This is a genomic window from Catellatospora sp. NPDC049609 (assembly GCF_040675365.1).
In the GTDB taxonomy this organism is placed as follows: Bacteria; Actinomycetota; Actinomycetes; order Mycobacteriales; family Micromonosporaceae; genus Catellatospora.
Genome location: NZ_JBFAOU010000022.1, coordinates 15,753 through 36,182, shown reverse-complemented (window position 1 = coordinate 36,182; position 20,430 = coordinate 15,753). Strand labels below are relative to the sequence as shown.

At 72.9% G+C, this 20,430-nt stretch carries 23 protein-coding genes; 12 read left to right on the top strand and 11 right to left on the bottom strand.

From position 1 onward, the window contains the following. Positions 1-7 precede the first annotated feature (7 nt). Positions 8-1,078 (top strand): polyprenyl synthetase family protein, encoded by a 1,071-nt coding sequence (locus AB0J67_RS09390; RefSeq protein ID WP_363478595.1) that lies wholly within the window; start codon positions 8-10, stop codon positions 1,076-1,078. A 1-nt stretch (position 1,079) separates the two neighbouring features. Here AB0J67_RS09390 and AB0J67_RS09385 read toward each other — a convergent pair whose 3' ends face one another. Beyond that, positions 1,080-1,520: a ribonuclease domain-containing protein gene (locus AB0J67_RS09385; protein WP_363478592.1), complete on the bottom strand. Its 441-nt coding sequence runs from the start codon at positions 1,518-1,520 to the stop codon at positions 1,080-1,082. A gap of 56 nt (positions 1,521-1,576) precedes the next feature. On the opposite strand from AB0J67_RS09385, the gene mptB reads away from it, so the two are divergent. Then, complete coding sequence (gene mptB, locus AB0J67_RS09380; RefSeq protein WP_363478589.1) at positions 1,577-3,178, top strand: polyprenol phosphomannose-dependent alpha 1,6 mannosyltransferase MptB; 1,602 nt, start codon at positions 1,577-1,579, stop codon at positions 3,176-3,178. Here the strand turns inward: mptB and AB0J67_RS09375 are convergent. Genes AB0J67_RS09375 through AB0J67_RS09365 form a run of 3 tightly spaced genes read right to left on the bottom strand, consistent with a single transcriptional unit; the run spans position 3,123 to position 4,107 of the window. Next, entirely contained in the window at positions 3,123-3,431 is a 309-nt protein-coding gene (locus AB0J67_RS09375; protein WP_363478586.1) for a lycopene cyclase domain-containing protein, read from the bottom strand. The two genes, mptB and AB0J67_RS09375, sit on opposite strands and share 56 nt — an antisense overlap. Next, positions 3,428-3,745: a lycopene cyclase domain-containing protein gene (locus AB0J67_RS09370; RefSeq protein ID WP_363478583.1), complete on the bottom strand. Its 318-nt coding sequence runs from the start codon at positions 3,743-3,745 to the stop codon at positions 3,428-3,430. Before AB0J67_RS09370 ends, AB0J67_RS09375 begins: the two co-directional genes overlap by 4 nt. A 2-nt stretch (positions 3,746-3,747) precedes the next feature. Then, a complete protein-coding gene (locus tag AB0J67_RS09365; protein ID WP_363478580.1) occupies positions 3,748-4,107 on the bottom strand; it encodes an Rv2175c family DNA-binding protein in 360 nt (119 codons plus the stop codon). Between the two features lie 84 nt (positions 4,108-4,191). Between AB0J67_RS09365 and AB0J67_RS09360 the strand changes: the two genes are divergently transcribed. The 5 genes from AB0J67_RS09360 to bfr all read left to right on the top strand — a co-directional run bounded on the left by AB0J67_RS09360 (position 4,192) and on the right by bfr (position 8,563). Then, positions 4,192-4,818 carry a hypothetical protein gene (locus AB0J67_RS09360; protein ID WP_363478577.1) on the top strand — a complete coding sequence of 209 codons (627 nt, stop codon included), beginning with the start codon at positions 4,192-4,194 and terminating at the stop codon, positions 4,816-4,818. Between the two features lie 81 nt (positions 4,819-4,899). Continuing rightward, positions 4,900-6,894 carry a Stk1 family PASTA domain-containing Ser/Thr kinase gene (pknB, locus tag AB0J67_RS09355; RefSeq protein WP_363478574.1) on the top strand — a complete coding sequence of 665 codons (1,995 nt, stop codon included), beginning with the start codon at positions 4,900-4,902 and terminating at the stop codon, positions 6,892-6,894. Next, complete coding sequence (locus AB0J67_RS09350; RefSeq protein WP_363478571.1) at positions 6,891-7,754, top strand: deoxyribonuclease IV; 864 nt, start codon at positions 6,891-6,893, stop codon at positions 7,752-7,754. The genes pknB and AB0J67_RS09350 overlap by 4 nt, the downstream gene beginning before the upstream one ends. 83 nt (positions 7,755-7,837) lie before the next feature. Continuing rightward, complete coding sequence (locus tag AB0J67_RS09345) at positions 7,838-8,026, top strand: (2Fe-2S)-binding protein (protein WP_363478568.1); 189 nt, start codon at positions 7,838-7,840, stop codon at positions 8,024-8,026. Between the two features lie 57 nt (positions 8,027-8,083). After that, positions 8,084-8,563, top strand: coding sequence for a bacterioferritin (gene bfr / locus AB0J67_RS09340; protein ID WP_363478686.1), 480 nt, complete (start codon positions 8,084-8,086; stop codon positions 8,561-8,563). A 56-nt stretch (positions 8,564-8,619) separates the two neighbouring features. Here bfr and AB0J67_RS09335 read toward each other — a convergent pair whose 3' ends face one another. Beyond that, entirely contained in the window at positions 8,620-9,642 is a 1,023-nt protein-coding gene (locus AB0J67_RS09335; protein ID WP_363478683.1) for a GntG family PLP-dependent aldolase, read from the bottom strand. Between the two features lie 87 nt (positions 9,643-9,729). Between AB0J67_RS09335 and AB0J67_RS09330 the strand changes: the two genes are divergently transcribed. After that, a complete protein-coding gene (locus AB0J67_RS09330; protein WP_363478565.1) occupies positions 9,730-10,326 on the top strand; it encodes a hypothetical protein in 597 nt (198 codons plus the stop codon). A gap of 140 nt (positions 10,327-10,466) precedes the next feature. Here AB0J67_RS09330 and AB0J67_RS09325 read toward each other — a convergent pair whose 3' ends face one another. Continuing rightward, positions 10,467-11,894 carry a class II 3-deoxy-7-phosphoheptulonate synthase gene (locus AB0J67_RS09325; protein ID WP_363478562.1) on the bottom strand — a complete coding sequence of 476 codons (1,428 nt, stop codon included), beginning with the start codon at positions 11,892-11,894 and terminating at the stop codon, positions 10,467-10,469. Positions 11,895-11,994: 100 nt separating this feature from the next. Between AB0J67_RS09325 and AB0J67_RS09320 the strand changes: the two genes are divergently transcribed. Then, positions 11,995-12,501, top strand: a complete 507-nt coding sequence (locus AB0J67_RS09320; RefSeq protein ID WP_363478559.1) for a hypothetical protein — start codon at positions 11,995-11,997, stop codon at positions 12,499-12,501. Here the strand turns inward: AB0J67_RS09320 and AB0J67_RS09315 are convergent. The 4 genes from AB0J67_RS09315 to AB0J67_RS09300 all read right to left on the bottom strand — a co-directional run bounded on the left by AB0J67_RS09315 (position 12,453) and on the right by AB0J67_RS09300 (position 15,782). After that, on the bottom strand, positions 12,453-12,818 hold the full coding sequence (locus tag AB0J67_RS09315) for a hypothetical protein (protein WP_363478556.1): 366 nt from the start codon (positions 12,816-12,818) through the stop codon (positions 12,453-12,455). The genes AB0J67_RS09320 and AB0J67_RS09315 overlap by 49 nt on opposite strands. Before the next feature lie 148 nt (positions 12,819-12,966). Next, positions 12,967-13,773 (bottom strand): pyrroline-5-carboxylate reductase, encoded by an 807-nt coding sequence (proC, locus tag AB0J67_RS09310; protein ID WP_363478553.1) that lies wholly within the window; start codon positions 13,771-13,773, stop codon positions 12,967-12,969. Positions 13,774-13,881: 108 nt separating this feature from the next. Further along, on the bottom strand, positions 13,882-14,907 hold the full coding sequence (locus tag AB0J67_RS09305) for a 6-phosphofructokinase (protein ID WP_363478550.1): 1,026 nt from the start codon (positions 14,905-14,907) through the stop codon (positions 13,882-13,884). A gap of 374 nt (positions 14,908-15,281) precedes the next feature. After that, positions 15,282-15,782 (bottom strand): polyadenylate-specific 3'-exoribonuclease AS, encoded by a 501-nt coding sequence (locus AB0J67_RS09300; RefSeq protein ID WP_363478547.1) that lies wholly within the window; start codon positions 15,780-15,782, stop codon positions 15,282-15,284. 42 nt (positions 15,783-15,824) lie between these two features. Here AB0J67_RS09300 and AB0J67_RS09295 point away from each other — a divergent pair, with 42 nt between their 5' ends. Beyond that, a complete protein-coding gene (locus tag AB0J67_RS09295; protein WP_363478544.1) occupies positions 15,825-16,649 on the top strand; it encodes a DUF1028 domain-containing protein in 825 nt (274 codons plus the stop codon). Between the two features lie 12 nt (positions 16,650-16,661). On the opposite strand, the gene AB0J67_RS09290 is transcribed toward AB0J67_RS09295, so the two are convergent. Next, positions 16,662-17,555, bottom strand: coding sequence for a phosphotransferase (locus AB0J67_RS09290; protein ID WP_363478541.1), 894 nt, complete (start codon positions 17,553-17,555; stop codon positions 16,662-16,664). Positions 17,556-17,755: 200 nt separating this feature from the next. On the opposite strand from AB0J67_RS09290, the gene AB0J67_RS09285 reads away from it, so the two are divergent. Next, on the top strand, positions 17,756-18,448 hold the full coding sequence (locus AB0J67_RS09285) for a Crp/Fnr family transcriptional regulator (RefSeq protein ID WP_363478538.1): 693 nt from the start codon (positions 17,756-17,758) through the stop codon (positions 18,446-18,448). A gap of 236 nt (positions 18,449-18,684) precedes the next feature. After that, complete coding sequence (locus AB0J67_RS09280; protein ID WP_363478535.1) at positions 18,685-20,352, top strand: cellulose binding domain-containing protein; 1,668 nt, start codon at positions 18,685-18,687, stop codon at positions 20,350-20,352. The last annotated feature ends 78 nt before the right edge of the window (positions 20,353-20,430 follow it).

Genomic DNA, 20,430 nt, shown 5'->3' with positions numbered 1-20,430 from the left:
TCGTGCTATGACCATTCACCCGGTGGACCGTGCCGCGCTGCGCCCGCGGGTGGAAAAGGCGCTGGCCGTGTTCCTCGCCGACCGCCGGGAGCACATGGCGGGCATCGACGCCGGCCTCGCCCCGCTCGCCGACGCGGTGGAGTCGTTCGTGCTGGGCGGCGGCAAGCGGCTGCGGCCCGCCTTCGCGTACTGGGGCTACCGGGGCGCGGGCGGCGAGGACCGCGACGAGGTGGTCACCGCCCTGGCGTCGCTGGAGCTGGTGCAGGCCAGCGCGCTGATGCACGACGACCTGATGGACGCCTCCGACACCCGCCGGGGCGAGCCCGCGGTGCACCGCAGGTTCGCCATGCTGCACGACAGTGCGGGCTGGCAGGGCGGGGCGAGCGGGTTCGGCGCCGCGGCCGCGATCCTGCTCGGTGACCTGTGCCTGGTCTGGTCCGACGAGCTGCTGCACGCCAGCGGGCTCGACCCGGTGACGGTCGCGCGGGCCCGGCCGGTCTTCGACCTGATGCGCACCGAGGTGATGGTCGGGCAGTACCTCGACGTGCTGACCCAGGCGTCGGCGGACACGTCGGTGCAGCGCGCCTCGCAGGTGGCCCGGTTCAAGTCGGCGAAGTACACGGTGGAGCATCCGCTGCTGCTCGGCGCCGCGCTGGCCGACGCCCCCGCCGAGCTGACCGCGGCGTACTCGGCGTTCGGCCTGCCGCTCGGCGAGGCCTTCCAGCTGCGCGACGACGTGCTGGGCGTGTTCGGCGACCCGGCCGCGACCGGCAAGCCGGCCGGTGACGACCTGCGCGAGGGCAAGCGGACGTACATCGTCGCGATGGCGCTGACCCACGCGGCCCCGGCCGACCGGGACACCCTGGCCGCCTCGCTGGGCCGGGCCGACCTCGACGAGGGCGGCGTGGCCCAGCTGCGCCGGATCATCACCGAGTCGGGGGCGCTGGCCCGCACCGAGTCGCACATCGCGGAGCTGACGGCGGCGGCGCTGACCGCGCTGGACGCCGCGCCGGTCGAGCCGGAGGCCGCGGACATGCTGCGCGAGCTCGCCGACGCCGCGGTGCACCGGGCCGCCTGAGTCAGCGCAGCACCTGCCGGAAGCTCTCGTAGTGGTCGGCGGTGTAGTACACGTCGCCGCCCTGCCCGGCCACCAGCCGCCGCGCGCCCCGGTCGGCTGAGCCGGGCGTGGGCACCGTGTACTCCTTGTAGTAGCCGCGTGGCTGCTTCGGCAGGATGCCCTCCAGGTTGCCGAAGACGGTGCCGTCCTTCGCGTACGGGAACGGGCCGCCCGCGTCGATGAGCGCGAGGGTGGCGACCGCCTCCTTGGGCAGCTCGGCCACCGCCACCGTGGGCAGCCCGGACGCCGGGGTCCGCGCGGCCGACGCGGCGGGCGCACCGCCGTCGACGCCCTGTTCCATGCTGGTACGCGCGCAGTACCCCACCAGCGTCATGAGCGCCACCAGCAGCACCGCCGCCACGGCGGCGATCGTGATGTTGCGCCGCGTCCCGAGCCTGTCCACACAGGGAGTGTGCGGCGTCGTGCAGTCGCGATCAAGGACCGTGGAATCATCAACGGGTGCTCCCCCGCCCCGCCACGTCCCGGGCCGCCGTCGCCCTCGGCTGCGTCTCCGGCGTGCTGCTGGCGGTGTCGGCGTTCCTGGCGGGCGCGCTGCCCGGCGACCTCGGCCCCGACCTGCAGGCGGGCGGACTCGGCGCGGTGCCCGCGAGCTTCCTCGCCGGGCTGGCCTGCTGGCTGCTCGGCATGGCCGGCTGGACCACGGCGTGGTGGTGGCTGGGCCGCCCCCTCTGGCCGTCACCGCATGCCGCGGCCGACTCACGCTCGATCGACTCACGCTCGATCGACTCACGGTCGGGCGACTCACGGTCGGCCGGGCTGGACGGGGCGCCCGGGCTCGGCCGACCCGACCGGTCCGCCCGGCGCCTGCTGCTGATCGGGGCGGCGTGGGCCGCGCCGCTGCTCGTCGCGCCGCCGCTGGGCAGCCGCGACGTGTACGCGTACGCCTGCCAGGGCTGGCTGTGGCGCGCGGGGCTGGACCCGTACGCGATGGGTGTCGCCGACGGCGGCTGCCCCTGGAGCCCGGCCGTCCCGGAACTGTGGTGGCACACCCCCACGCCCTACGGCCCGGTCGGGGTGGTCCTGTCCGGCGCGGTGACCTGGCTCGGCGGCCTGCTCGGCGCGCTCGGCGGCCTGCGCCTGCTCGCCGTCGCCGCACTCGTCCTGCTCGCCGCCACCCTGCCCACCCTGGCCCGCGCCTGCGGCGTCCCCGTGGCCGCCGCCTACTGGATCGCCCTGCTCACCCCCCTCACCGCCGTCCACGCCCTCTCCGCCGCCCACAACGACGTCCTCGTCGCCGCCCTCACCGTCGCCGCCCTCGCCCTCGCCCTCCCCCGTGATCGCGACGATCTTGCGCGAACTGTTGCCCTTTCGCCCGGTACGCCCGTGTCGCACCCACAGTCCACGCAAGATCGGCGCGGCTGGCGGGGAGTGCGGTGGGCCGTGGCGGCGGGGTTGGTGGTGGCGGGGGCGGTGGGGGTCAAGGTGACGGCGGTGGTCGTGGTGCCGTTCGTGCTGGTGTTGCTGGGGCGGCGGTGGTGGGTGGGGGCGGTGGCGGGGGTCGGCGGGTTCGCGGTGTTCAGCGTGGTCAGTGGGTTGGGGTGGGGGTGGGTGGGGGCGCTGCGGGGGACGGGGCAGCTCACGCAGTGGAGTTCGCCGCCGACGGCGGTCGGGATGACGGTGGGGTATGTGCTGCGGGGGCTCGGCCATGGTGAGTGGGCGGGGACCGCGGTGGGTGTGGCGCGGGTGGTGGGGGTGCTGGTGCTGGCCGGGGTGGGGCTGGCGGGGCTGCGGCACGCGTGGCGGCACCGGGAGCAGCCGCGGGTGGTGGTGCTCGCGTGCGGGTGGGTGATGGCGGCGACGGCGCTGCTCGGGCCGGTCTTCTACCCGTGGTACGCGCTCGCGCCGCTGGCGGTGCTGGCCGCGGCCGAGACCGAGCCGCGACGGCGGCGGTGGCTGGCGGTCGCCGCGGTCACCTGCGCGTTCCTGACGCTGCCCGACGGGCTCGGGGTGCCCGTGCTGACCAAGGGGGTGGGCGCGCCGGCGGTCACGATCGCGCTGATCGTCGCCGCCGTCCGGTCCAGACCCAGAGCGAGAGCGTGAACAGCACCAGCGCGAAGCCGAACACCAGATCCTCGACGGGGGCGTACGCCACGCGCAGGCCGGTGATCGCCTCGGGCGCGTAGCGGACCACCCCGCGCCCGGTCAGGATGCCGTTGGACAGCAACTGGAACAGCAGCACGATCGGGTACGTCGCCCAGAAGGCGAGGCTGCCCAGCAGCCGGGTGCGCAGCACGAACAGGTCGACCGCGACCGCGCCGAGCAACCCCAGCACGGCCGCCAGGGTGTACGTCACGATCGCCCGTACCTGGCCAGCACGGTGCGGACCGCCTCGTAGCCCAGGATCGCGCACAGCGGCACGACCAGGAAGAACAGCAGCTCCTCCAGGGGCATGCCGCCGGGCAGCCAGACGCCCAGCACCTGGTCGTGGTCGAAGCTCCAGTGCCCGGCCGCGATCGCGGCGAGATCCCAGGCGACGAAGACGGCCAGCACCGGCACCGCGACCAGCAGCAGGCGCCGCCACTGGCGCAGCACGCCCACCCGCAGCACCGGCTCCAGCCACAACGCGCACAGCAGGCAGCCGAGCAGCACCGCGAGGTAGGCGTACACGGTCAGAAGGCGACGGCCTGGGCGCGCCGCTTGACCTCGCGCGCCTTGTCGCCGCCCAGCGCCGCCGCGGGCGTCCCCGGAAGCGTGTCGTCGGCGGTGTAGAGCCACCGGAGCGCCTCATCGTCGTTGTACCCGGCGTCGCGCAGCAACGTCAGGACGCCGGGGAGGTGCTTGAGCACGGTGTCGTTCGCCACCAGCTCCGCAGGCACCTGGCGCACGCCCTCGTGGCGCACCGCCAGCAGCGTGCCGTCCTTGATCAGCTGGTGCACCTTGACGATCGACAGCCCCAGGCGCTCGGCCACGTCCGGCAGCGGCAGCCAGCTCGCGGGTGCGTCGGTCGTCGATTGCGTAGTTTCGGCCACCTCCACACCTTGCCACGTCGCCGACCGGGCCCACCACCGCATCCCCGACCCGGGCGGTTCCGTGATCGTGGAAAGGAGCATGCGATGAGTCCCTGGGCGGCCATCAAGCGCGAGATCGACGGGGCGGTGCGCTCGCTGCGCTACGACCTGGCGCGGCGGCGCATGAACGACCAGACGGTGATCATGCCCACGGTCGGCGACGAGCCGCCGCGGCCCTCCGTCCGGCACCGCGCGGTGCTGGCGACCGGGGCGATGCTGATCGCCTCGGTGGGCGTCGGCGGCTACTACGCCGTCACCGCCGGGGTGGACGCCCTGCTCGGCGACGACCGCACGCCCGGGGCGCTGCCCCGGGTGCCCGCTCCGGCGTCGCCGGTGCCGTGGCGCCAGGCAGGGTCCGCGCCCAGCCCGACCGACCGGGTGGCGGACGTGCCCGCCGCACGGGTCGTGCCGACGAGCCCCGGCCCGCGCCGCAAGCCGTCGCCGTCGCCGTCGGCCTGCGACTGCGAGGCGACACCGACGCCGTCCCCGCCGGCCTCCCCGTCCCCGTCCCCGTCGCCCTCGCCGAGCCCGTCGCCCAGCCCGAGCCCGTCGGCATCGCCGTCGTCGCCCGCGGCGGCCTCCGCGTCCGCCTCCGCGGTGGTGACGCCGGACACGTCCGGGCCGGCCGAGCAGAGCTCGCCGACCGCCGCGCATCCCTCCGCGGTCGCCTGACATGCGCAAACGCCGGGCCGCAACGCGGTCGCACGCGCGGGTGTACGCCGTCGGCCCGTGCCTGACTTAGACTGCGCTGCGATGGACACTCAGGTCGCCGATCCACTGCTCGGCTCACTCGTCGACGGGCGCTACCGCATCCGCGGTCGCGTGGCTCGTGGTGGCATGGCGACGGTCTACACGGCGGTGGACGAACGCCTGGAACGCACCGTCGCACTCAAGATCATTCACCCGGCGCAGGTGCGCGACGCCGCCGGCCAGGCCTTCAGCCTCGACCGCTTCACCGACGAGGCCAAGACCATCGCCCGGCTGACCCACCCGAACGTGGTCGCCGTCTACGACCAGGGCACCCACGCGGGCCTGCCCTACCTGGTCATGGAGTACGTGCGCGGCCGCACGCTGCGCGACATCCTCGCCGAGCGCCGCCGGCTCACCCCGGTGGAGGCGCTGGCGCTGATGGAGCAGGTGCTGTCGGCGCTGGGCGCCGCGCACCGGGCCGGCCTGGTGCACCGCGACGTGAAGCCGGAGAACGTGCTGGTCGCCGAGGCGCCCAGCGGCGGCGGCCACAACCTCGTCGACGCGGTGGCGAAGGTGGCCGACTTCGGCCTGGCCCGCGCCGTCGAGGCGAGCGCCGACGACCCGTCCGGCGGCCAGCTCATGGCCACCGTGGCATACGTCGCGCCCGAGCTGGTGACCGACGGCCACGCCGACCCGCGCAGCGACGTCTACAGCGCCGGGATCGTGCTGTTCGAGATGCTGACCGGCCGCGTGCCCTACGACGGCGAGCGGCCCGTGGAGGTGGCCTGGCAGCACGTCGACCGCGACGTGCCGCCGCCGTCACGGATCGTCGCCGGGCTGCCCCCGGTGCTGGACGAGCTCGTCGCCGCGGCGACCCGCCGCTCCCCCGGCGCCCGGCCCACCGACGCCGGGGCGCTGCTGAGCGCCGTGCAGGCCGCCCGGGAGAGCGTCAGCGCGAGCACGAACGCGGCCACCCAGCGGCTGCGCCCGGTGGCCCAGGACACCGTGGTGGTCAACCACGTCGTGCCGGCCGAGCGCCCGTCCTGGGCCCGCCTGCCCGACGCGCAGCCCGCGCCGCGCTCGCGCCGCCGCGCCCCCGCCCCGGCGGCGCCGGTCGGCCTGCTGGAGCAGGTCAAGCAGCGCTACCGGAAGGCGATGAGCGACCCGCGCGGGCGCATGGCGCTGACCGCGGGCGCGGTGGTGGTCGCGCTGCTGGTGCTCACCGGCGGCTGGTGGCTCGGCTTCGGCCGCTACGAGGTGACGCCGCAGCTGGTGAACCTGACCAAGGAGCAGGCGGAGACCACGCTGCGCGCGGCCGGCCTGAACATCGCCTACGGCGAGGGCCAGTTCCGCGAGAACGTGCCCAAGGACATCGTGCTGGTGCAGGACCCGCCGGTCGGCGCGCGGGTGGTGCGCGGCGGCACGGTGACGCTGATCCTGTCCAAGGGCGCCGAGCGCTACCTGGTGCCCGACGTGTCGGGCAAGACGTGGGATCTGGCGCTCACCGACCTGCAGGCCGAGCCGTTCAAGTTCAAGGTGGTCAAGGCGGGTGAGCGTTACGACGACCTCATCCCCAAGAACACCGTGCTGGAGACCGATCCGAAGCCGGACACCGAGGTGGCCCCCGGCACCGAGATCAAGGTCATCGTCAGCAAGGGACGTGCCCCGCTGACCGTGCCGTTCGTCGAGGGCAAGTCGCTGGCCGAGGCCACCAACACGCTGCAGGGCATGGGCCTGCGGGTGGTGGTCGAGCGGGTGCAGTCCGACAAGCCGTACGACATCGTGGTCAAGCAGGACCCGCCCAACGGCACCGGCGTCGAGAAGAACGCCGAGGTCAAGCTGCAGGTCAGCGACAACCAGAACCTCAAGGCGATGCCGGAGGTCCGCAACGCCCGCTGCGGTGACGCCGAGGGCCTGCTCGCCTCGATGGGCCTGCAGGTCGAGGTGCGCGGCGTGCTCGGCGACAAGAACTGGTTCAAGGTCGTGAACCAGGATCCGCAGCCGAACACCCCCGTGCAGCCCGGCCAGCGCGTGGTGATCGAATGTCAGCTGGGATGACGGAGACGACGCAGACCGGCACGAACCCGGGCGTGGGCGCGCATGCGCCCGTCGCCGGCGGGCTGGCCAAGGCCGCGCTGGCGTACGTCGACAAGGTGCAGGCCGCGGCGGTGCAGGTCTACGTGGGCAACCCGCGGGGCTGGGCCCGCCCGCCCGGTGACCCGGCTCAGGACGCGGCGTTCACGGCGGGCTGCCACACCCGGGCCATCCCCGCGTACGTGCACGCCTCCCTGCTGGTGAACGTGGGCTCGCCCACCGAGGCGACGGTCGAGCAGTCCCGCGAGGTGCTGGCGCACGCGCTGGTGCGGGCGGCCGCGATCGGCGCGGCCGGGGTGGTGTTCCACGCCGGCTCCTCGGTCGACGCCGAGCACGCCCCCGCCGCGCTGCGCCAGGTGCGCGAGGTGCTGCTGCCGCTGCTGGACGCGCTGCCCGACGACGGGCCCCGGCTGCTGGTCGAGCCCAGCGCGGGCGGCGGCCGGTCGCTGGCGGCCCGGGTCGAGGACCTGGGGCCGTACCTGGACGCCGTGGACCGGCACCCCCGGCTCGGCGTGTGCTTCGACACCTGCCACGCCTGGGCGGCCGGGCACGACCTGGCCAAGCCGGGCGGCATGACGCTGACGCTGGACACGCTGGTGGAGGTGTGCGGCCCGGGGCGGCTCGGGCTGGTGCACGCCAACGACTCCCGCGACCCGATGGGGTCCACCCGCGACCGGCACGAGGCCATCGGCAAGGGCATGATCGGGGCGGACCCGTTCGCGGAGATGTTCCGCCATCCCGCGCTCGGCGGCGTTCCGGTGGTCGTCGAGACCCCCGGTGAGACGCACGCCGCTGACATTTCCCTGCTCAGGGGCTTGCGCTAGGTATTTCCTTTAGGGCACCCTTACTGAGGCAAGGCTTGCTTCACCAGCGAGCCTCACTCCTCCAGTGCCGAAGGGTCCCTGCTGTGTACGTGTGCATCTGTGAACGGGTTCGTGAGTGCGAAGTGCGCTCGGTGATCCGCGCGGGGGCGCGCTGCGAGGACTCCGTAGGCGAGGCATGCGGTGCGGGCACGGGCTGCGGCTCCTGCCTGGATCGCATCTGCGACCTGATCGACGAGGAGCACGCCGACACGCTGCTGCCAATGGCGGCATAACCGGACAAGGCGCGTAGATTACCCCCTATACGATTTCCCGTGGGGGGTTTCTTCACCATGCAAGGCGACGCCCGAGTCATAGAGTTCCTCAACGAGCAGCTGACCGCGGAGCTGACGGCGATCAACCAGTACTGGCTGCACTACCGCATGCAGGAGAACTGGGGCTACACCAAGCTCGCGAAGTACACCCGGCACGAGTCCATCGACGAGATGAAGCACGCCGACCGGCTCGCCGAGCGCATCCTCTTCCTCGACGGGCTGCCGAACTTCCAGAAGCTCGGCGCGCTGCGCATCGGCGAGACCGTCAAGGAGCAGTTCCAGTGCGACATGAAGATCGAGCTGGAGGCCGTCGAACGGCTGCGCCTGGGCATCGAGTACATGCGCTCGGTCGGTGACGTGACCTCGGCGAACATCTTCGAGGAGATCCTCGCCGACGAGGAGCACCACATCGACTACCTGGAGACCCAGCTCGGCCTGATCGAGAGCCTCGGCGAGGGCCTCTACCTGCAGAACGTCACCGAGCACCCCGAAGCCTGACCTCGACCACTGCGAAGGCCCCCACGCTGTCCGGCGCGGGGGCCTTCGCACGTGGGTCAGCCGGCGAGCAGCGGGTTGAGCACCGCGATGGCGCGGTCCACCGCGGCGTCGTCGGCGTCGAGGTGGGTGATGAGCCGGACGGTACGCGGCGCGATGACGCTGACCAGCACGCCCTGCTCCCGCGCCCGCGCGGCCAGGCCGTGCGCGTCCAGGGCGGTCTTGGCCAGGTCCAGCAGCACCAGGTTGGTGCGCACCCGGTCGGCGTCCACCACGCCGTACGGGGCCAGCGCCTCGGCCAGCCGCCGGGCCCGCGCGTGGTCGCCGGCGAGCCGGTCGATGTGGTTGTCCAGCGCGTACAGGCCGGCCGCGGCGAGGATGCCGGCCTGGCGCATCCCGCCGCCCATGCGCTTGCGGATCCAGCGCGCCTTCGCGATGTGCTCGGCGCTGCCCACGACCACCGAGCCGACCGGCGCGCCCAGGCCCTTGGACAGGCACACCGACATCGTGTCGAACAGCGCGCCGTACTCGGCCAGCGGCACGCCGTCGGCGACGTGCGCGTGCCAGATGCGCGCGCCGTCGCAGTGCAGCGCGACGCCCGCCCCGTCGGCGACGGCCCGCAGCGCGCGCAGCGTGTCGAGTCCGATCACGACGCCGCCCGCCATGTTGTGCGTCTGCTCCACCGCGATGGCCCGGGTCGGCACGGCCCAGTAGCCGTCCGGGCGGATCATCGCGGCGACCTGGTCCACATCGATCAGGCCGCCCGCGAAGGGCCAGGTCCGGGTGGAGATGCCGCCGATGGCCGCGGCCGCGCCGAACTCGTACGTCACCACGTGCGCGTTCGCGTCGCACAGCAGCTCCTGCGCGGGTGGGACGACCAGCTGCAGCGCGATCTGGTTGGCCATCGAGCCGCTCGGCGCGAACAGCGCGGCCTCGTGCCCGAACAGCTGCGCCACCCGCTGCTCCAGGGCGATGACGGTGGGGTCCTCGCCGTACACGTCGTCACCGACCTCGGCGGCCGCCATCGCCGCCCGCATCGCCGCGGTGGGCCTGGTCACGGTGTCGCTGCGAAGATCAACCATTTGCGTCATGCCACGTTCCTACCGCATCGACGAGGGTGACCGTAAGGGGGGCAGCGCGCAGCGTCACGGGCCGCTACGCTGCGCGCCATGACCCAGGCATCCACCCCTGTCACGGCCGGCGACGTGTCCAAGTCCGCGCGCATGCTGGTCGGGTTCATCGGCGTGATCGTGCTGGCGCTGCTGTCCTGGCAGGTCGTCGCCCTGGGCTACCGGCTGGAGACGGGGTCCTTCGGCGGTGGCAGCCCCGACGCCCAGGCGTCGCAGGGGGTGGCGGGCGCCTTCGTGCGCTACGACTACACCGCCGAGCGCACCTACGAGCTGTACTTCACCGTCCGCAACCCCGACCGGCTGCCCGTGCGGGTCGAGGGGGTCGACGAGGACCGGCTGGCCGGCCTGACGCTGGAGCGGCTGGCGATGATCGAGGACAAGCCGGGCCGCGCCTGCTGCCGGCCGGAGTCGGCGGTGCCGTTCCAGCCCGTGCGCCTGGCCCCCGGCGGGGAGGTCTACCTGTTCGCCACGCTGCGGTTGGCCGCCCCGGGCGGCACGCAGGCCGACTGCGCGTACCAGGCGTGGTCGTCGGTGCCCATGCGCTTCACGGTGCTGGGCACGACGCGCCACCAGGAGGTGCCGCTGCTCGCGACGCTCATGATCAGGCTCGCTCCCGGCACCGGGTGCGCCGTCTGAGCGCGGTGGACCTCCGCCGGGCGGTATTCAGCTGCCGCGGCTACCTGTTTCGGGATGTGTTCACATCCCGAAACAGGTAGCCGCCGACGACGTCCATCCGACGCGCCGCGCGTGAGCGGCGACGCGCGTGGCACGCGGGGTCAGCCGCGGAGCATCTCCGCGACGAGGAAGGCCAGCTCCAGCGACTGCTGGGTGTTCAGGCGGGGGTCGCAGGCGGTCTCGTAGCGCCGCTCCAGGTCGGCGTCGGCCAGCGCCTGCGCACCACCCAGGCACTCGGTGACGTCCTCGCCGGTCAGCTCGATGTGGATGCCGCCCGGGTGGGTGCCCAGCATCTTGTGCACCTCGAAGTAGCCCAGCACCTCGTCGACGATGCGGTCGAAGTGACGGGTCTTGTACCCGTTGGACGACTCGTGGGTGTTGCCGTGCATCGGGTCGCACTGCCAGACGACCTTGGCGCCGCTGTCGCGCACCGTCTCGACCAGCGTGGGCAGCCGGTCGCGGACCTGGTGGTTGCCCATCCGGCTGATCAGCGTCAGGCGGCCCGGGATGTTGTCCGGGTTGAGCATCTCGGTCAGCCGGCGGACGTAGTCCGGCGTGGTGGACGGGCCGAGCTTCACGCCGATCGGGTTGGCGATCCGGGAGATGAAGTCCAGGTGCGCGCCGTCCAGCTCGCGGGTGCGCTCGCCGACCCACAGGAAGTGGCCGGACAGGCCGTACGCCCGCCCGTCGGCAACGCGGGTCAGCGCCCGGTCGTACTCCAGCGCCAGCGCCTCGTGCGAGGCGTAGAGGGTGACCGTGCGCAGCGCCTCCTCGTCGGTCATCCCGCAGGCGCGGATGAACGCCAGCGCCCGGTCGATCTCGCGGGCGATCGCCTCGTAGCGCTCGCCGAAGGCCGAGGTGCGCACGAAGTCGCGGTTCCAGTCGTGCACGGCGTGCAGGTCGCCGAGGCCGCCGCCCAGGTACGCGCGGAGCATGTTCATCGCGGCGGCCGCGTTGGCGTACGCCCGGATCATGCGCTGCGGGTCGGCGACGCGCGCCTCCGGCGTGGGCTCCAGCGAATTGATCATGTCGCCGCGGTAGGCGGGCAGGCCGAGGGAGTCCAGCGGCTGCGAGCGCGGCTTGGTGTACTGCCCCGCCACCCGGGCCACCTTGACCACCGGCATGCTCGCGCCGTACGTCAGCACCACCGCCATCTGCAGCAGCGTGCGCGCGTTGGCCAGCAGGTGGCTCTCGGTGTTGTCGGCGAACGTCTCCGCGCAGTCGCCGCCCTGCAGCAGGAACGCCTGGCCTTCGCAGACCTGCGCCAGCCGCTGGCGCAGCTGGTCCACCTCGTACGGCGCCACCACCGAGGGGACCGAGTCCAGCACCCGGCACACCTGCTCGACCTCGCTGTAGTCCTCCCACGGCGGCATCTGGGCCCGCGGCAGGGTGCGCCAGTGGTCCAGGCCGAGCGTCTCGGCGTTCGCGTCCGTGGTGGGGCGGCCGATGGTGACGCCCGACTCGCCGGGCTGCCGGTGGTCGGCCAGTTCGAGGCCGGGGTGCCTGAGCTCATGCCATTCGTGGCGCATGGCGTCAAGGGTAAGGCGGGTGCCCGGGCCACCCGCAGCCGACGTGGCGCAATCCCAAAAACGCCCGGTCTCGACCGCCCCCCGAGATCGTTGATCAGGCATGACGACGACGCTGCCGCGGACCGCCGAGTACACCCTGCACCGGACGGTGCCCGACATCGACCTCGAAGGGCACGTCGTGCCCGGGCTGACCGGCGAGTTCTACCGCCGGCCCGAGGGGCTGCGCACGGCCACCGTGGGCCTCTACCGCTACCGGGGCGTCGATCTGTTCATGGCCTGGGGGTACGTCGGCGAGGAGCACTGCCGGTGGACGGCGTACCGGCGTACCGCCGGCGACTGGACCGCGCCGCACGAGGGCTGCCCGCGCGTGCGCCGCAGCGGCGACCTGCTGGAGCTGGACCTCGACGGCGAGCTGGTGGCCCTGCGTACGGCCGCCCGGCCCGGCGTCCCCGGGTCGGGCGGCGTCTGTGCGGTGCCGCCGCCGGCCGTCCGCGACTCGTCGCACACGACCGACAGCGTGTCTGCTCCCTCCGCCGGAGCGCTCCGGCAGCGGGTCTCTCAGCCGGCGGACTCGACGGCCGCGACGTGGGCCTCACGCCGTACATAGACGATCGAGGTCGCCGTGATGGCGAGGCTGGTGGCCAGGGCCACGGTGTGCAGGACCGGGTCGGGGATGGGCACGAAGGCCAGCACTCCGGCGGGGATCTGGACCAGGCCGATCAGCAGCATCAGCGCTGCCGAGCGGTGGCCGCGGGACCAGGCGAAGGCCGTCCACACCGGAGCGGTGACGACCGCGAGGGTGAGCACGTCGAGGATGGCGTGCAGCACGGGGTTGGTGACCCGGTCGTGGGCGTAGGCGTACGCCGGGGTCGAGATCGCGAGTGTGGCGAGGACTGTCCCGATGACTGTGGCGGCGCGTCGCATGGCCGTCTCCTTGGGATGTGGCTCCTTGGAGCTACCGAACGGAGTTCGTGTCAAACTCCCTGAACCGAGCCTAAGTCGACAGTCCGAACAGCAGGAACCCCCACAGGCGTGAATGAGCCTGTGGGGGTGAGACGATCACGCGTTCGGGTCAGGACGCCTGGTCGGCGATCTCCTTGGCCCGGTCGCGGGCGGCCTCCAGGGCGGCCAGCAGCGCCGCGCGCACGCCGTGGTTCTCCAGCTCCCGGATGGCCGAGATGGTGGTGCCGGCGGGCGAGGTGACCGCCTCGCGCAGCTTGACCGGGTGCTCCCCCGAGTCGCGCAGCATGATGGCGGAGCCGATCGCGGTCTGCACGATCAGGTCGTGCGCCACCTGGCGCGGCAGTCCGAGCAGGATGCCCGCGTCGGTCATCGCCTCGACCAGGAAGTAGAAGTACGCCGGGCCGGAGCCGGACAGCGCGGTGACCGCGTCCTGCTGGCTCTCCGGCACCCGGATGGTCCGGCCCAGCGGCGAGAACAGCTCCTCCGCCACGGCCAGGTGCTCGGCCGTGGCGTGCGGCCCCGCCGAGATCGCCGTCATCGCCTCGTCGACCAGCGCGGGCGTGTTCGTCATCACCCGCACCACGGGCGTGCCCTCGGCCAGCCACTTGGTGAAGAACGACGTCGGCAGGCCCGCGCACAGCGAGATCACCAGCTTGCCCGCCGGGATGCGTGGCCCGAGGTCGGCCAGCAGCGCGCCCGCGTCCTGCGGCTTCACCGCGATGGCGACCACGTCGGCCGCCCGCACCGCCGCCTCGTTGTCCAGCACCCTGATGCCGTACCGGTTGCGCAGCTGCTCGGCCCGCTCCTCGCGCCGCGCCGTCGCGACGATCTGGTCCACCGGCCACCCGGCCTTGACCAGCCCGGAGAGCAGCACCTCCCCGATCTTCCCCGCCCCGATCACGGCAACGGTGTACATCCCGCCTCCTCTGCCCGCGGTGAAGCGGGTTGATCATGAAGTTGGGGGTGCCGACACGCCGTCGAACACGTCCACAAGTTCATGATCAACCCGCGGGAGGGTCGAGTCTCAGCCGAAGAAGGCTTCGGCCTCGGTGTAGCGGTGGGCGGGGACGGTCTTGAGCTCGCGGGTGGCCTCGATGAGGGGGACCCGGACGATCTCGGTGCCGCGCAGGGCGACCATCTTGCCCCAGTCGCCCTCGTGGACGGCGTCGATGGCGTGCAGGCCGAAGCGGGTGGCCAGGACGCGGTCGAAGGCGGTCGGGGTGCCGCCGCGCTGGGTGTGGCCCAGCACGACCGCGCGCGCCTCCTTGCCGGTGCGCTTCTCCAGCTGGTCGGCCAGCCAGTTGCCGATGCCGCCCAGGCGGACGTGGCCGAACGCGTCCAGCTCGCCGTTGAGGGTGACCATGTCACCGTCGGTCGGCATGGCGCCCTCGGAGATCACGATGATCGGCGAGTAGTTCGTCTTGAACCGGGTCTCCACGTGCTCGACGACCTTGTCCAGGTCGAACTTCTGCTCGGGCAGCAGGATCACGTTGGCGCCGCCGGCCAGGCCCGCGTGCAGCGCGATCCAGCCCGCGTGGCGGCCCATGACCTCCACGACCACGGTGCGGTGGTGCGACTCGGCGGTGGTGTGCAGCCGGTCGATCGCCTCCATGGCGATGTTGACCGCGGTGTCGAAGCCGAACGTGAAGTCGGTGGCGCCGAGGTCGTTGTCGATGGTCTTCGGCACGCCGACCACGTGCACGCCGAGGTCGGTCAGCTTGGTCGCGACGCCGAGGGTGTCCTCGCCGCCGATCGCGACCAGCGCGTCGATGCCCATGTCGGCCAGGTTCTGCTTGATCCGCTCCACGCCGTTCTCGATCTTGAACGGGTTGGTGCGGGACGAGCCCAGGATGGTGCCGCCGCGCGGCAGGATGCCGCGGACCTCCGGGATGCCCAGCGGGCGGGTGATGCCCTCCAGCGGGCCCTTCCATCCGTCGCGGAACCCGACGAACTCGTGCCCGTAGGTGCCCACGCCCTTGCGGACCACGGCGCGGATGACCGCGTTGAGACCGGGGCAGTCGCCGCCGCCGGTGAGTACGCCGATACGCATTTCTCGTCCTCCCGATTACGGGTAGTCAGTTGCCGGGCCCCGGGAGACGAGTGATCACGGCTACGCTGCCGGCCGGGGCGGGCCGCAAATGGGCACTGTACTGGCCTGACCGGGGTTAGGCCAGCACGCCCCGCGGGTGTCGGAAGCGGGGGCGCGCCGCCGCTCACCAGCGGCCGCAACAGTGTCGTCATAGCCAGGTTACCCGTGCGTGACCAAGGCCCGGCACCCCGGTCCGGACGGCGCCCGGCGACGAACCGGCCAGTCCCGCGCCACCCCCGCCCCGCATGGACGTTGGCCTTTCACCTCGAGTTCGATCTCGTCCCCGTCGATGTGATAGGCCAACGTCTATGAGAGACCGGGTGGCCGGGCGCGCTTCAGCCCTTGCGTGCCGTCATGGCGCGCCAGCGGGCGAGGTTGTGCCGGGCGTCGACCAGGGCGTCGTGGCGCGCGGTCGCCGCCTCGGGCAGCGCCGGGCGGCCCCGCTCGTCCCAGAGCTGACGCAGCTCCTTGGTGAACCGCGGGATCACCCGGGGCAGCGCCACCATGGCACCCCACAGCTGCGCCAGCGCCACGTGGTCGTACGCGCCGTACCAGGCCCACAGCTCGACGGCCTCGTTGCGGCCCTGCAGCGGCTCGGTCAGGAACTCCAGCAGGTCGGTGCGGATGCGCTCGCGCGAGCGCCACGCCTTGTCCGCCGGGGACGGCAGCAGGTTCAGCACGTTCTCGCGCACCCACGGGATCGCCTTGGCCGGGTCGAACTCGGTCGACACGGCGTAGAACTCCCGGCCGTGCTCGTCGACCACGCCGATCGAGACCAGGTCGATGGTGACTCCGTCCTCGATGAACTCGCAGTCGTAGAAATAGCGGTACGCCATCCGAACCCGTCTCCCCCTCCGCGACGCCCTACCCTGGGCGCCATGACGTTCTCGATCGTCGCGCGTTCGGCCGACGGGGTCGCACACGGGGTCGCCGTAGCCAGCAAGTTCCTCGCCGCCGGGGCGGTGGTCCCGGCCGCCGAGGCCGGGATCGGCGCGCTGGCCACGCAGTCCTACGCCAACCTGGCCTACCGGCCGCAGGGGCTGGCCATGCTGCGCACCGGCACCGCCCCGGCCGACGTGGTGGCCGGGCTCACCGCCGCCGACCCGGGCCGGGTGCAGCGCCAGCTCGGCGTGGTGGGCGCGACCGGCGACGGCGCCACGTTCACCGGGTCGGGCTGCCACGACTGGGCGGGCGGCACGGCCGGGGACGGGTACGCGATCCAGGGCAACATCCTCACCGGACCCGAGGTCGTCGCCGCGATGGAGCGGGCCTGGCTGGCCTCGGACCCGTCCGCCCCGCTGGCCGAGCGCCTGCTGGCGGCGCTGCGGGCCGGGGACGCGGCAGGCGGCGACCGGCGCGGGCGCCAGAGCGCGGCGGTGTACGTCGTCGCGCCCGGACAGGGCTACGGCGGCACCGGCGACGTGCTCGTCGACCTGCGCGTGGACGACCACGCCGACCCGTGCGCGGAGCTGGCCCGGCTGCTCGACGTGCACACCCTGCTGTTCGGCAGGCCGGATCCGGACACCCTGCTGGCGCTCGACGGCACGCTGGCCGACGAGGTGCGCGCCCTGCTGGCCGCGCGCGGCCACGCGCACTCCGATCTCGACGCCGCCCTGGCCGACTGGGCGGGCATCGAGAACCTGGAGGAGCGCATGGTCCCCGGCCACATCGACCCCCTGGTCCTGGCCCACCTGCGCGCCTGACTCGCCGCCGGATCAGTCGAGCAGGGCGGCGCGGGCCGCCCCCAGGCCCGCCCAGCCGCGGTCGACGGCCGCGGGGTCCGGCTCGGACGCCGTCGCGCAGGCGGACAGCAGCCGGGCGCAGGCGTCGGCCTCGGCCGCCCAGTGGAAGCGCAGCAGGGTGTCCAGGCTGCCCTCGATCTCGGCGACCGGCACCGGGCCTGCCGCGGCGTACGCCGCCACCAGCTCCGCGGCGTGCCGGATGCCGCCGGCGTGGCGCACCGCGGTGGCCAGGTCGTAGACGAGCGGCCCGGACAGCACCGAGCCCCAGCTCACCATGCCGATCCGGCCGGTGTCCGGGTCGAGCAGGAAGGCGCCGGGCCGCGGGTCGCCGTGCAGCGTGCCCACGGTGAGCCGGTCGGTGACCTGCAGCTTGGTGAGCGCGGTCACGGCGCGGGTGACCGCCGGGCGCAGCCAGGCCGCCACGGTCAGGTGGCCCGCGTCCGGCCGCAGCCAGTGCCAGCCGGGCAGGCCCGGGTGCTGGAACCCGGCCAGCCCGCGGTGCGCGGCGCCCAGCCGGTCACCCCACCACTGCTGGTCCACCGGGTCCGCGCCGTCGAGCGGTCGGCCGGGCATGAAGTCGAGCAGCGCGAGGAGCTGGTCGCCCGCCGACACGCACAGGGCGCCGTCGGCCGCGCGCAGCGGGGCGCCCACGTCATGGCCCAACCGGGCGAGATGTTCGGCCGCGGCGAGCCCCGCCTCGAACCGGGCCCGCCGCACGGCCGGGACCAGCGCCGCCACGTACCGCCGGTCACCCGCGACGACCGACCCGGCCGACCCGGCCGGCCCAGTGGCCACCTGAGTGCAGCCGTCCGGTTGAAGGTGCCATGCGGTACGAAGCGCGGTGCGGATCGTATCGTCAGCCAGCACGGGCGGATTATCACATGTGGCGACACGCTGTCGTATCCGTCGCAGGTGTCTGCGATACGGCGGTTCCGTCGATGGACATTCGACGATGGAGACCCACGGAGTGGACGTGGCGGCTCGCTCAGGCGATGATCTGTCCAGGGTTGCGCCGACCGCCACGACCGTGTGCGTCGGTGGGGGTGGGAACACGGAAGGGGTAGGCGGTGGAGATTCGCATTCCGGATGCCGCGGACGCGCTCACCGGGGTGGACATGTTCGCTGGTCTGGAGCCTGAGGTGCGGCAGCGGGTGATCGCCGCGGCGGTGCCGCGCACCTTCCGCAAGGGGCAGCTGCTTTTCGTGGAGAACGACCCCGGCGAGTCGCTCATCGTGCTCAAGCGGGGATCGGTGGCCATCTTCCGCACGTCCCCCACCGGCGAGCGCGCGGTGCTCTCCGTGCTGCGCCCGCCGGAGGTGCTGGGCGAGTTGTCCCTTCTGGACGGTTCGGCGCGCTCGGCTTCCTGCGAGGCGCTGGAGGACTGCACCGCACTGGCGCTGTCCCGCGGCGCCTTCATGGAGCTGGTGCACTCGAACCCGCGCTTCCTCGACGCGGTCATGCGCTCGCTGGGCGCCCTGATCCGGCGACTGACCGATCAGAACGCCGACCACGTCTTCCTCGACCTGCCCGGTCGCGTCGCCAAGACGCTGGTGCGGCTGGCCGGAGAGAGCCAGGCGCCGATGATCACCATTGAGCTGAACCAGAGCCAGCTGGCCGAGATGGCGGGCGGCTCGCGGCAGAGCGTGAACCAGGCGATCGGCTCCTTCGCCAGCCGCGGCTGGCTGCGCACCGAGGGCCGCCGCATCGTGGTGATGGACGTCCCCGCGCTGCGCCGCCGTGCGGGCATGACTGAGCGCTGACCCCGCCTGCGCAGTTCTTGAAGAGCCGCGGCCTCAGGACGACCTGAGGCCGCGGCTCTTGACGAATTGCGACGGATGCGGCGGCGCGGGTGGGGTGGAGGGGCAGGTGCTCCACTGAACCGCTTTACCTCCGGGGATCGCGGGCCTAGCATGGGAGCGCTTCCATTGACGTCTGTCCGCACCGCCCGATGTGCCCGCATCGCTGTGGACGGACGCCGTTCCCCTGAGGAGTCCTCATGTCCCGTTCCCCACGGCGCGCGCTCATCGCCGCCCTGGCGGCGTTCGCGGCCACCCTGGCCCTGGCGCTGCCGTTCGTCGGCTCCCCCGCCGCGCAGGCGGCCGACCCCCGCGACAGCTTCGTCACCCGGTGCGGCATCCGGTTCTGCCTGGACGGCAAGCCGTTCTACTTCGCCGGCACCAACACCTACGACGTGTTCACCTTCGGCTACGACTGGCTGCCCGGCGAGCAGTACGTCGACAAGGCGAAGATCGACGCGCACATGACCCGGCTGAGCAACGACAACGTGTCGGTGCTGCGGCTGTGGATGTTCAGCCACGAGGACTGGATGGGCTTCGAGGCGGCCGAGGGCGTCTACACCGAGGAGGCGTTCATCCTCTTCGACTACGTGATCAAGTCCGCCCGCGAGCACAACATCCGGCTCATCCCCGTCTTCGAGAACTTCTGGGAGGCGTACGGCGGCATCGACAAGCGCCTGGCCTGGGAGGGCCTGCCCGGCGGGTACGCCAACCGCTGGCGCTTCTTCAACAAGACCGCCTGCCCGGGGTGCTTCACGCAGTACCGGAACTACGTGACCAAGGCGCTCACCCGGACCAACTTCTTCACCGGCGTGGCCTGGAAGAACGATCCGACGATCCTGGCCTGGGAGCTCATGAACGAGCCCCGCTACCCCGACGCCACGCCCAACGAGAACACCACCGGCACCACCCTGCGGGCCTGGGTCGACGAGATGGGCGCGCTGGTCAAGAGCCTCGACCCGAACCACCTGCTCGGCACGGGCCAGGAGGGCCAGGAGACGAAGTACGGCTACGGCGGCGACTCCGGCGGCCCGTGGACCTACATCCAGTCCTCGCCGTACATCGACTTCACCTCGGCGCACATGTACCCGACCGAGGGCTGGGCGGGGCTGAACACGACCTCGGCGCGGGCCCTGGTGCGGCGCTGGATCAGCGACGCGCACACGGTGGTCGGCAAGCCGTTCTTCCTCGGCGAGTGGAACGTGCACGAGGACAAGTCGCACTGGTGGAGCGAGATCTACGCCGAGATGGAGGCCTCCGGCGGCGACGGGGACGCGTTCTGGTGGTTCCCGGCCAACAGCAACTGCGGCGGCTTCGACTCCGGTGAGGGCTGCCCCGAGCATGCGGTGTTCCGGCAGCACTCGCTGAACATGAAGGCCAAGAGCGGGGTGGTCGACCCCTCCCCCAGCGTGAGCCCGTCGCGCTCGGCGAGCCCGTCGCCCAGCCCCAGCCGCAGCGCGAGCCCGTCCCCGAGCCCGAGCCGCAGCACCTCGCCGAGCCCGAGCGCCAGCCCGAGCAGCAGCCCGAGCGCGTCGCCGAGCCCGCAGACCGGAACGAGCTGCCGGGCGGTGCACCGGATCGACAACTCCTGGCCCAACGGCTACAACGCCTCGCTGGTGGTGACCAACACCGGCAGCACGGCGTTCAACAACTGGGTGCTGACCTTCACGCTGGGCAGCGGCCAGGCGATCGTGAACGGCTGGAACGGCACCTTCGCGGTCAGCGGCGCCAACGTGACGGTGACCGCGCCCGGCTGGGCGCCGCACCTGCTGCCCGCCCAGAGCTGGACGGTCAGCTACACCGGCTCCGGCCCGTCCACCGCGCCCGGCAACGTACGGCTCAACGGGGTGCCCTGCACCGCGAGCTGAGCCCTGCCGTACTGACCGAGGGGGCGGGCCGGATCACTCCGGCCCGCCCCCTCGGCTGGCTCATCCGGTCGGCGCCGG

Excerpts from the sequence above, each read along its gene's own strand:
- AB0J67_RS09390 (WP_363478595.1), top strand. The coding sequence starts at position 8 with ATGACCATTCACCCGGTGGACCGTGCCGCGCTGCGCCCGCGGGTGGAA.
- AB0J67_RS09360 (WP_363478577.1), top strand. The coding sequence starts at position 4,192 with ATGAGTCCCTGGGCGGCCATCAAGCGCGAGATCGACGGGGCGGTGCGC.
- pknB (WP_363478574.1), top strand. The coding sequence starts at position 4,900 with ATGGACACTCAGGTCGCCGATCCACTGCTCGGCTCACTCGTCGACGGG.
- AB0J67_RS09350 (WP_363478571.1), top strand. The coding sequence starts at position 6,891 with ATGACGGAGACGACGCAGACCGGCACGAACCCGGGCGTGGGCGCGCAT.
- bfr (WP_363478686.1), top strand. The coding sequence starts at position 8,084 with ATGCAAGGCGACGCCCGAGTCATAGAGTTCCTCAACGAGCAGCTGACC.
- AB0J67_RS09335 (WP_363478683.1), bottom strand. The coding sequence starts at position 9,642 with ATGGTTGATCTTCGCAGCGACACCGTGACCAGGCCCACCGCGGCGATG.
- AB0J67_RS09330 (WP_363478565.1), top strand. The coding sequence starts at position 9,730 with ATGACCCAGGCATCCACCCCTGTCACGGCCGGCGACGTGTCCAAGTCC.
- AB0J67_RS09325 (WP_363478562.1), bottom strand. The coding sequence starts at position 11,894 with ATGCGCCACGAATGGCATGAGCTCAGGCACCCCGGCCTCGAACTGGCC.
- AB0J67_RS09320 (WP_363478559.1), top strand. The coding sequence starts at position 11,995 with ATGACGACGACGCTGCCGCGGACCGCCGAGTACACCCTGCACCGGACG.
- AB0J67_RS09315 (WP_363478556.1), bottom strand. The coding sequence starts at position 12,818 with ATGCGACGCGCCGCCACAGTCATCGGGACAGTCCTCGCCACACTCGCG.
- proC (WP_363478553.1), bottom strand. The coding sequence starts at position 13,773 with ATGTACACCGTTGCCGTGATCGGGGCGGGGAAGATCGGGGAGGTGCTG.
- AB0J67_RS09305 (WP_363478550.1), bottom strand. The coding sequence starts at position 14,907 with ATGCGTATCGGCGTACTCACCGGCGGCGGCGACTGCCCCGGTCTCAAC.
- AB0J67_RS09300 (WP_363478547.1), bottom strand. The coding sequence starts at position 15,782 with ATGGCGTACCGCTATTTCTACGACTGCGAGTTCATCGAGGACGGAGTC.
- AB0J67_RS09295 (WP_363478544.1), top strand. The coding sequence starts at position 15,825 with ATGACGTTCTCGATCGTCGCGCGTTCGGCCGACGGGGTCGCACACGGG.
- AB0J67_RS09280 (WP_363478535.1), top strand. The coding sequence starts at position 18,685 with ATGTCCCGTTCCCCACGGCGCGCGCTCATCGCCGCCCTGGCGGCGTTC.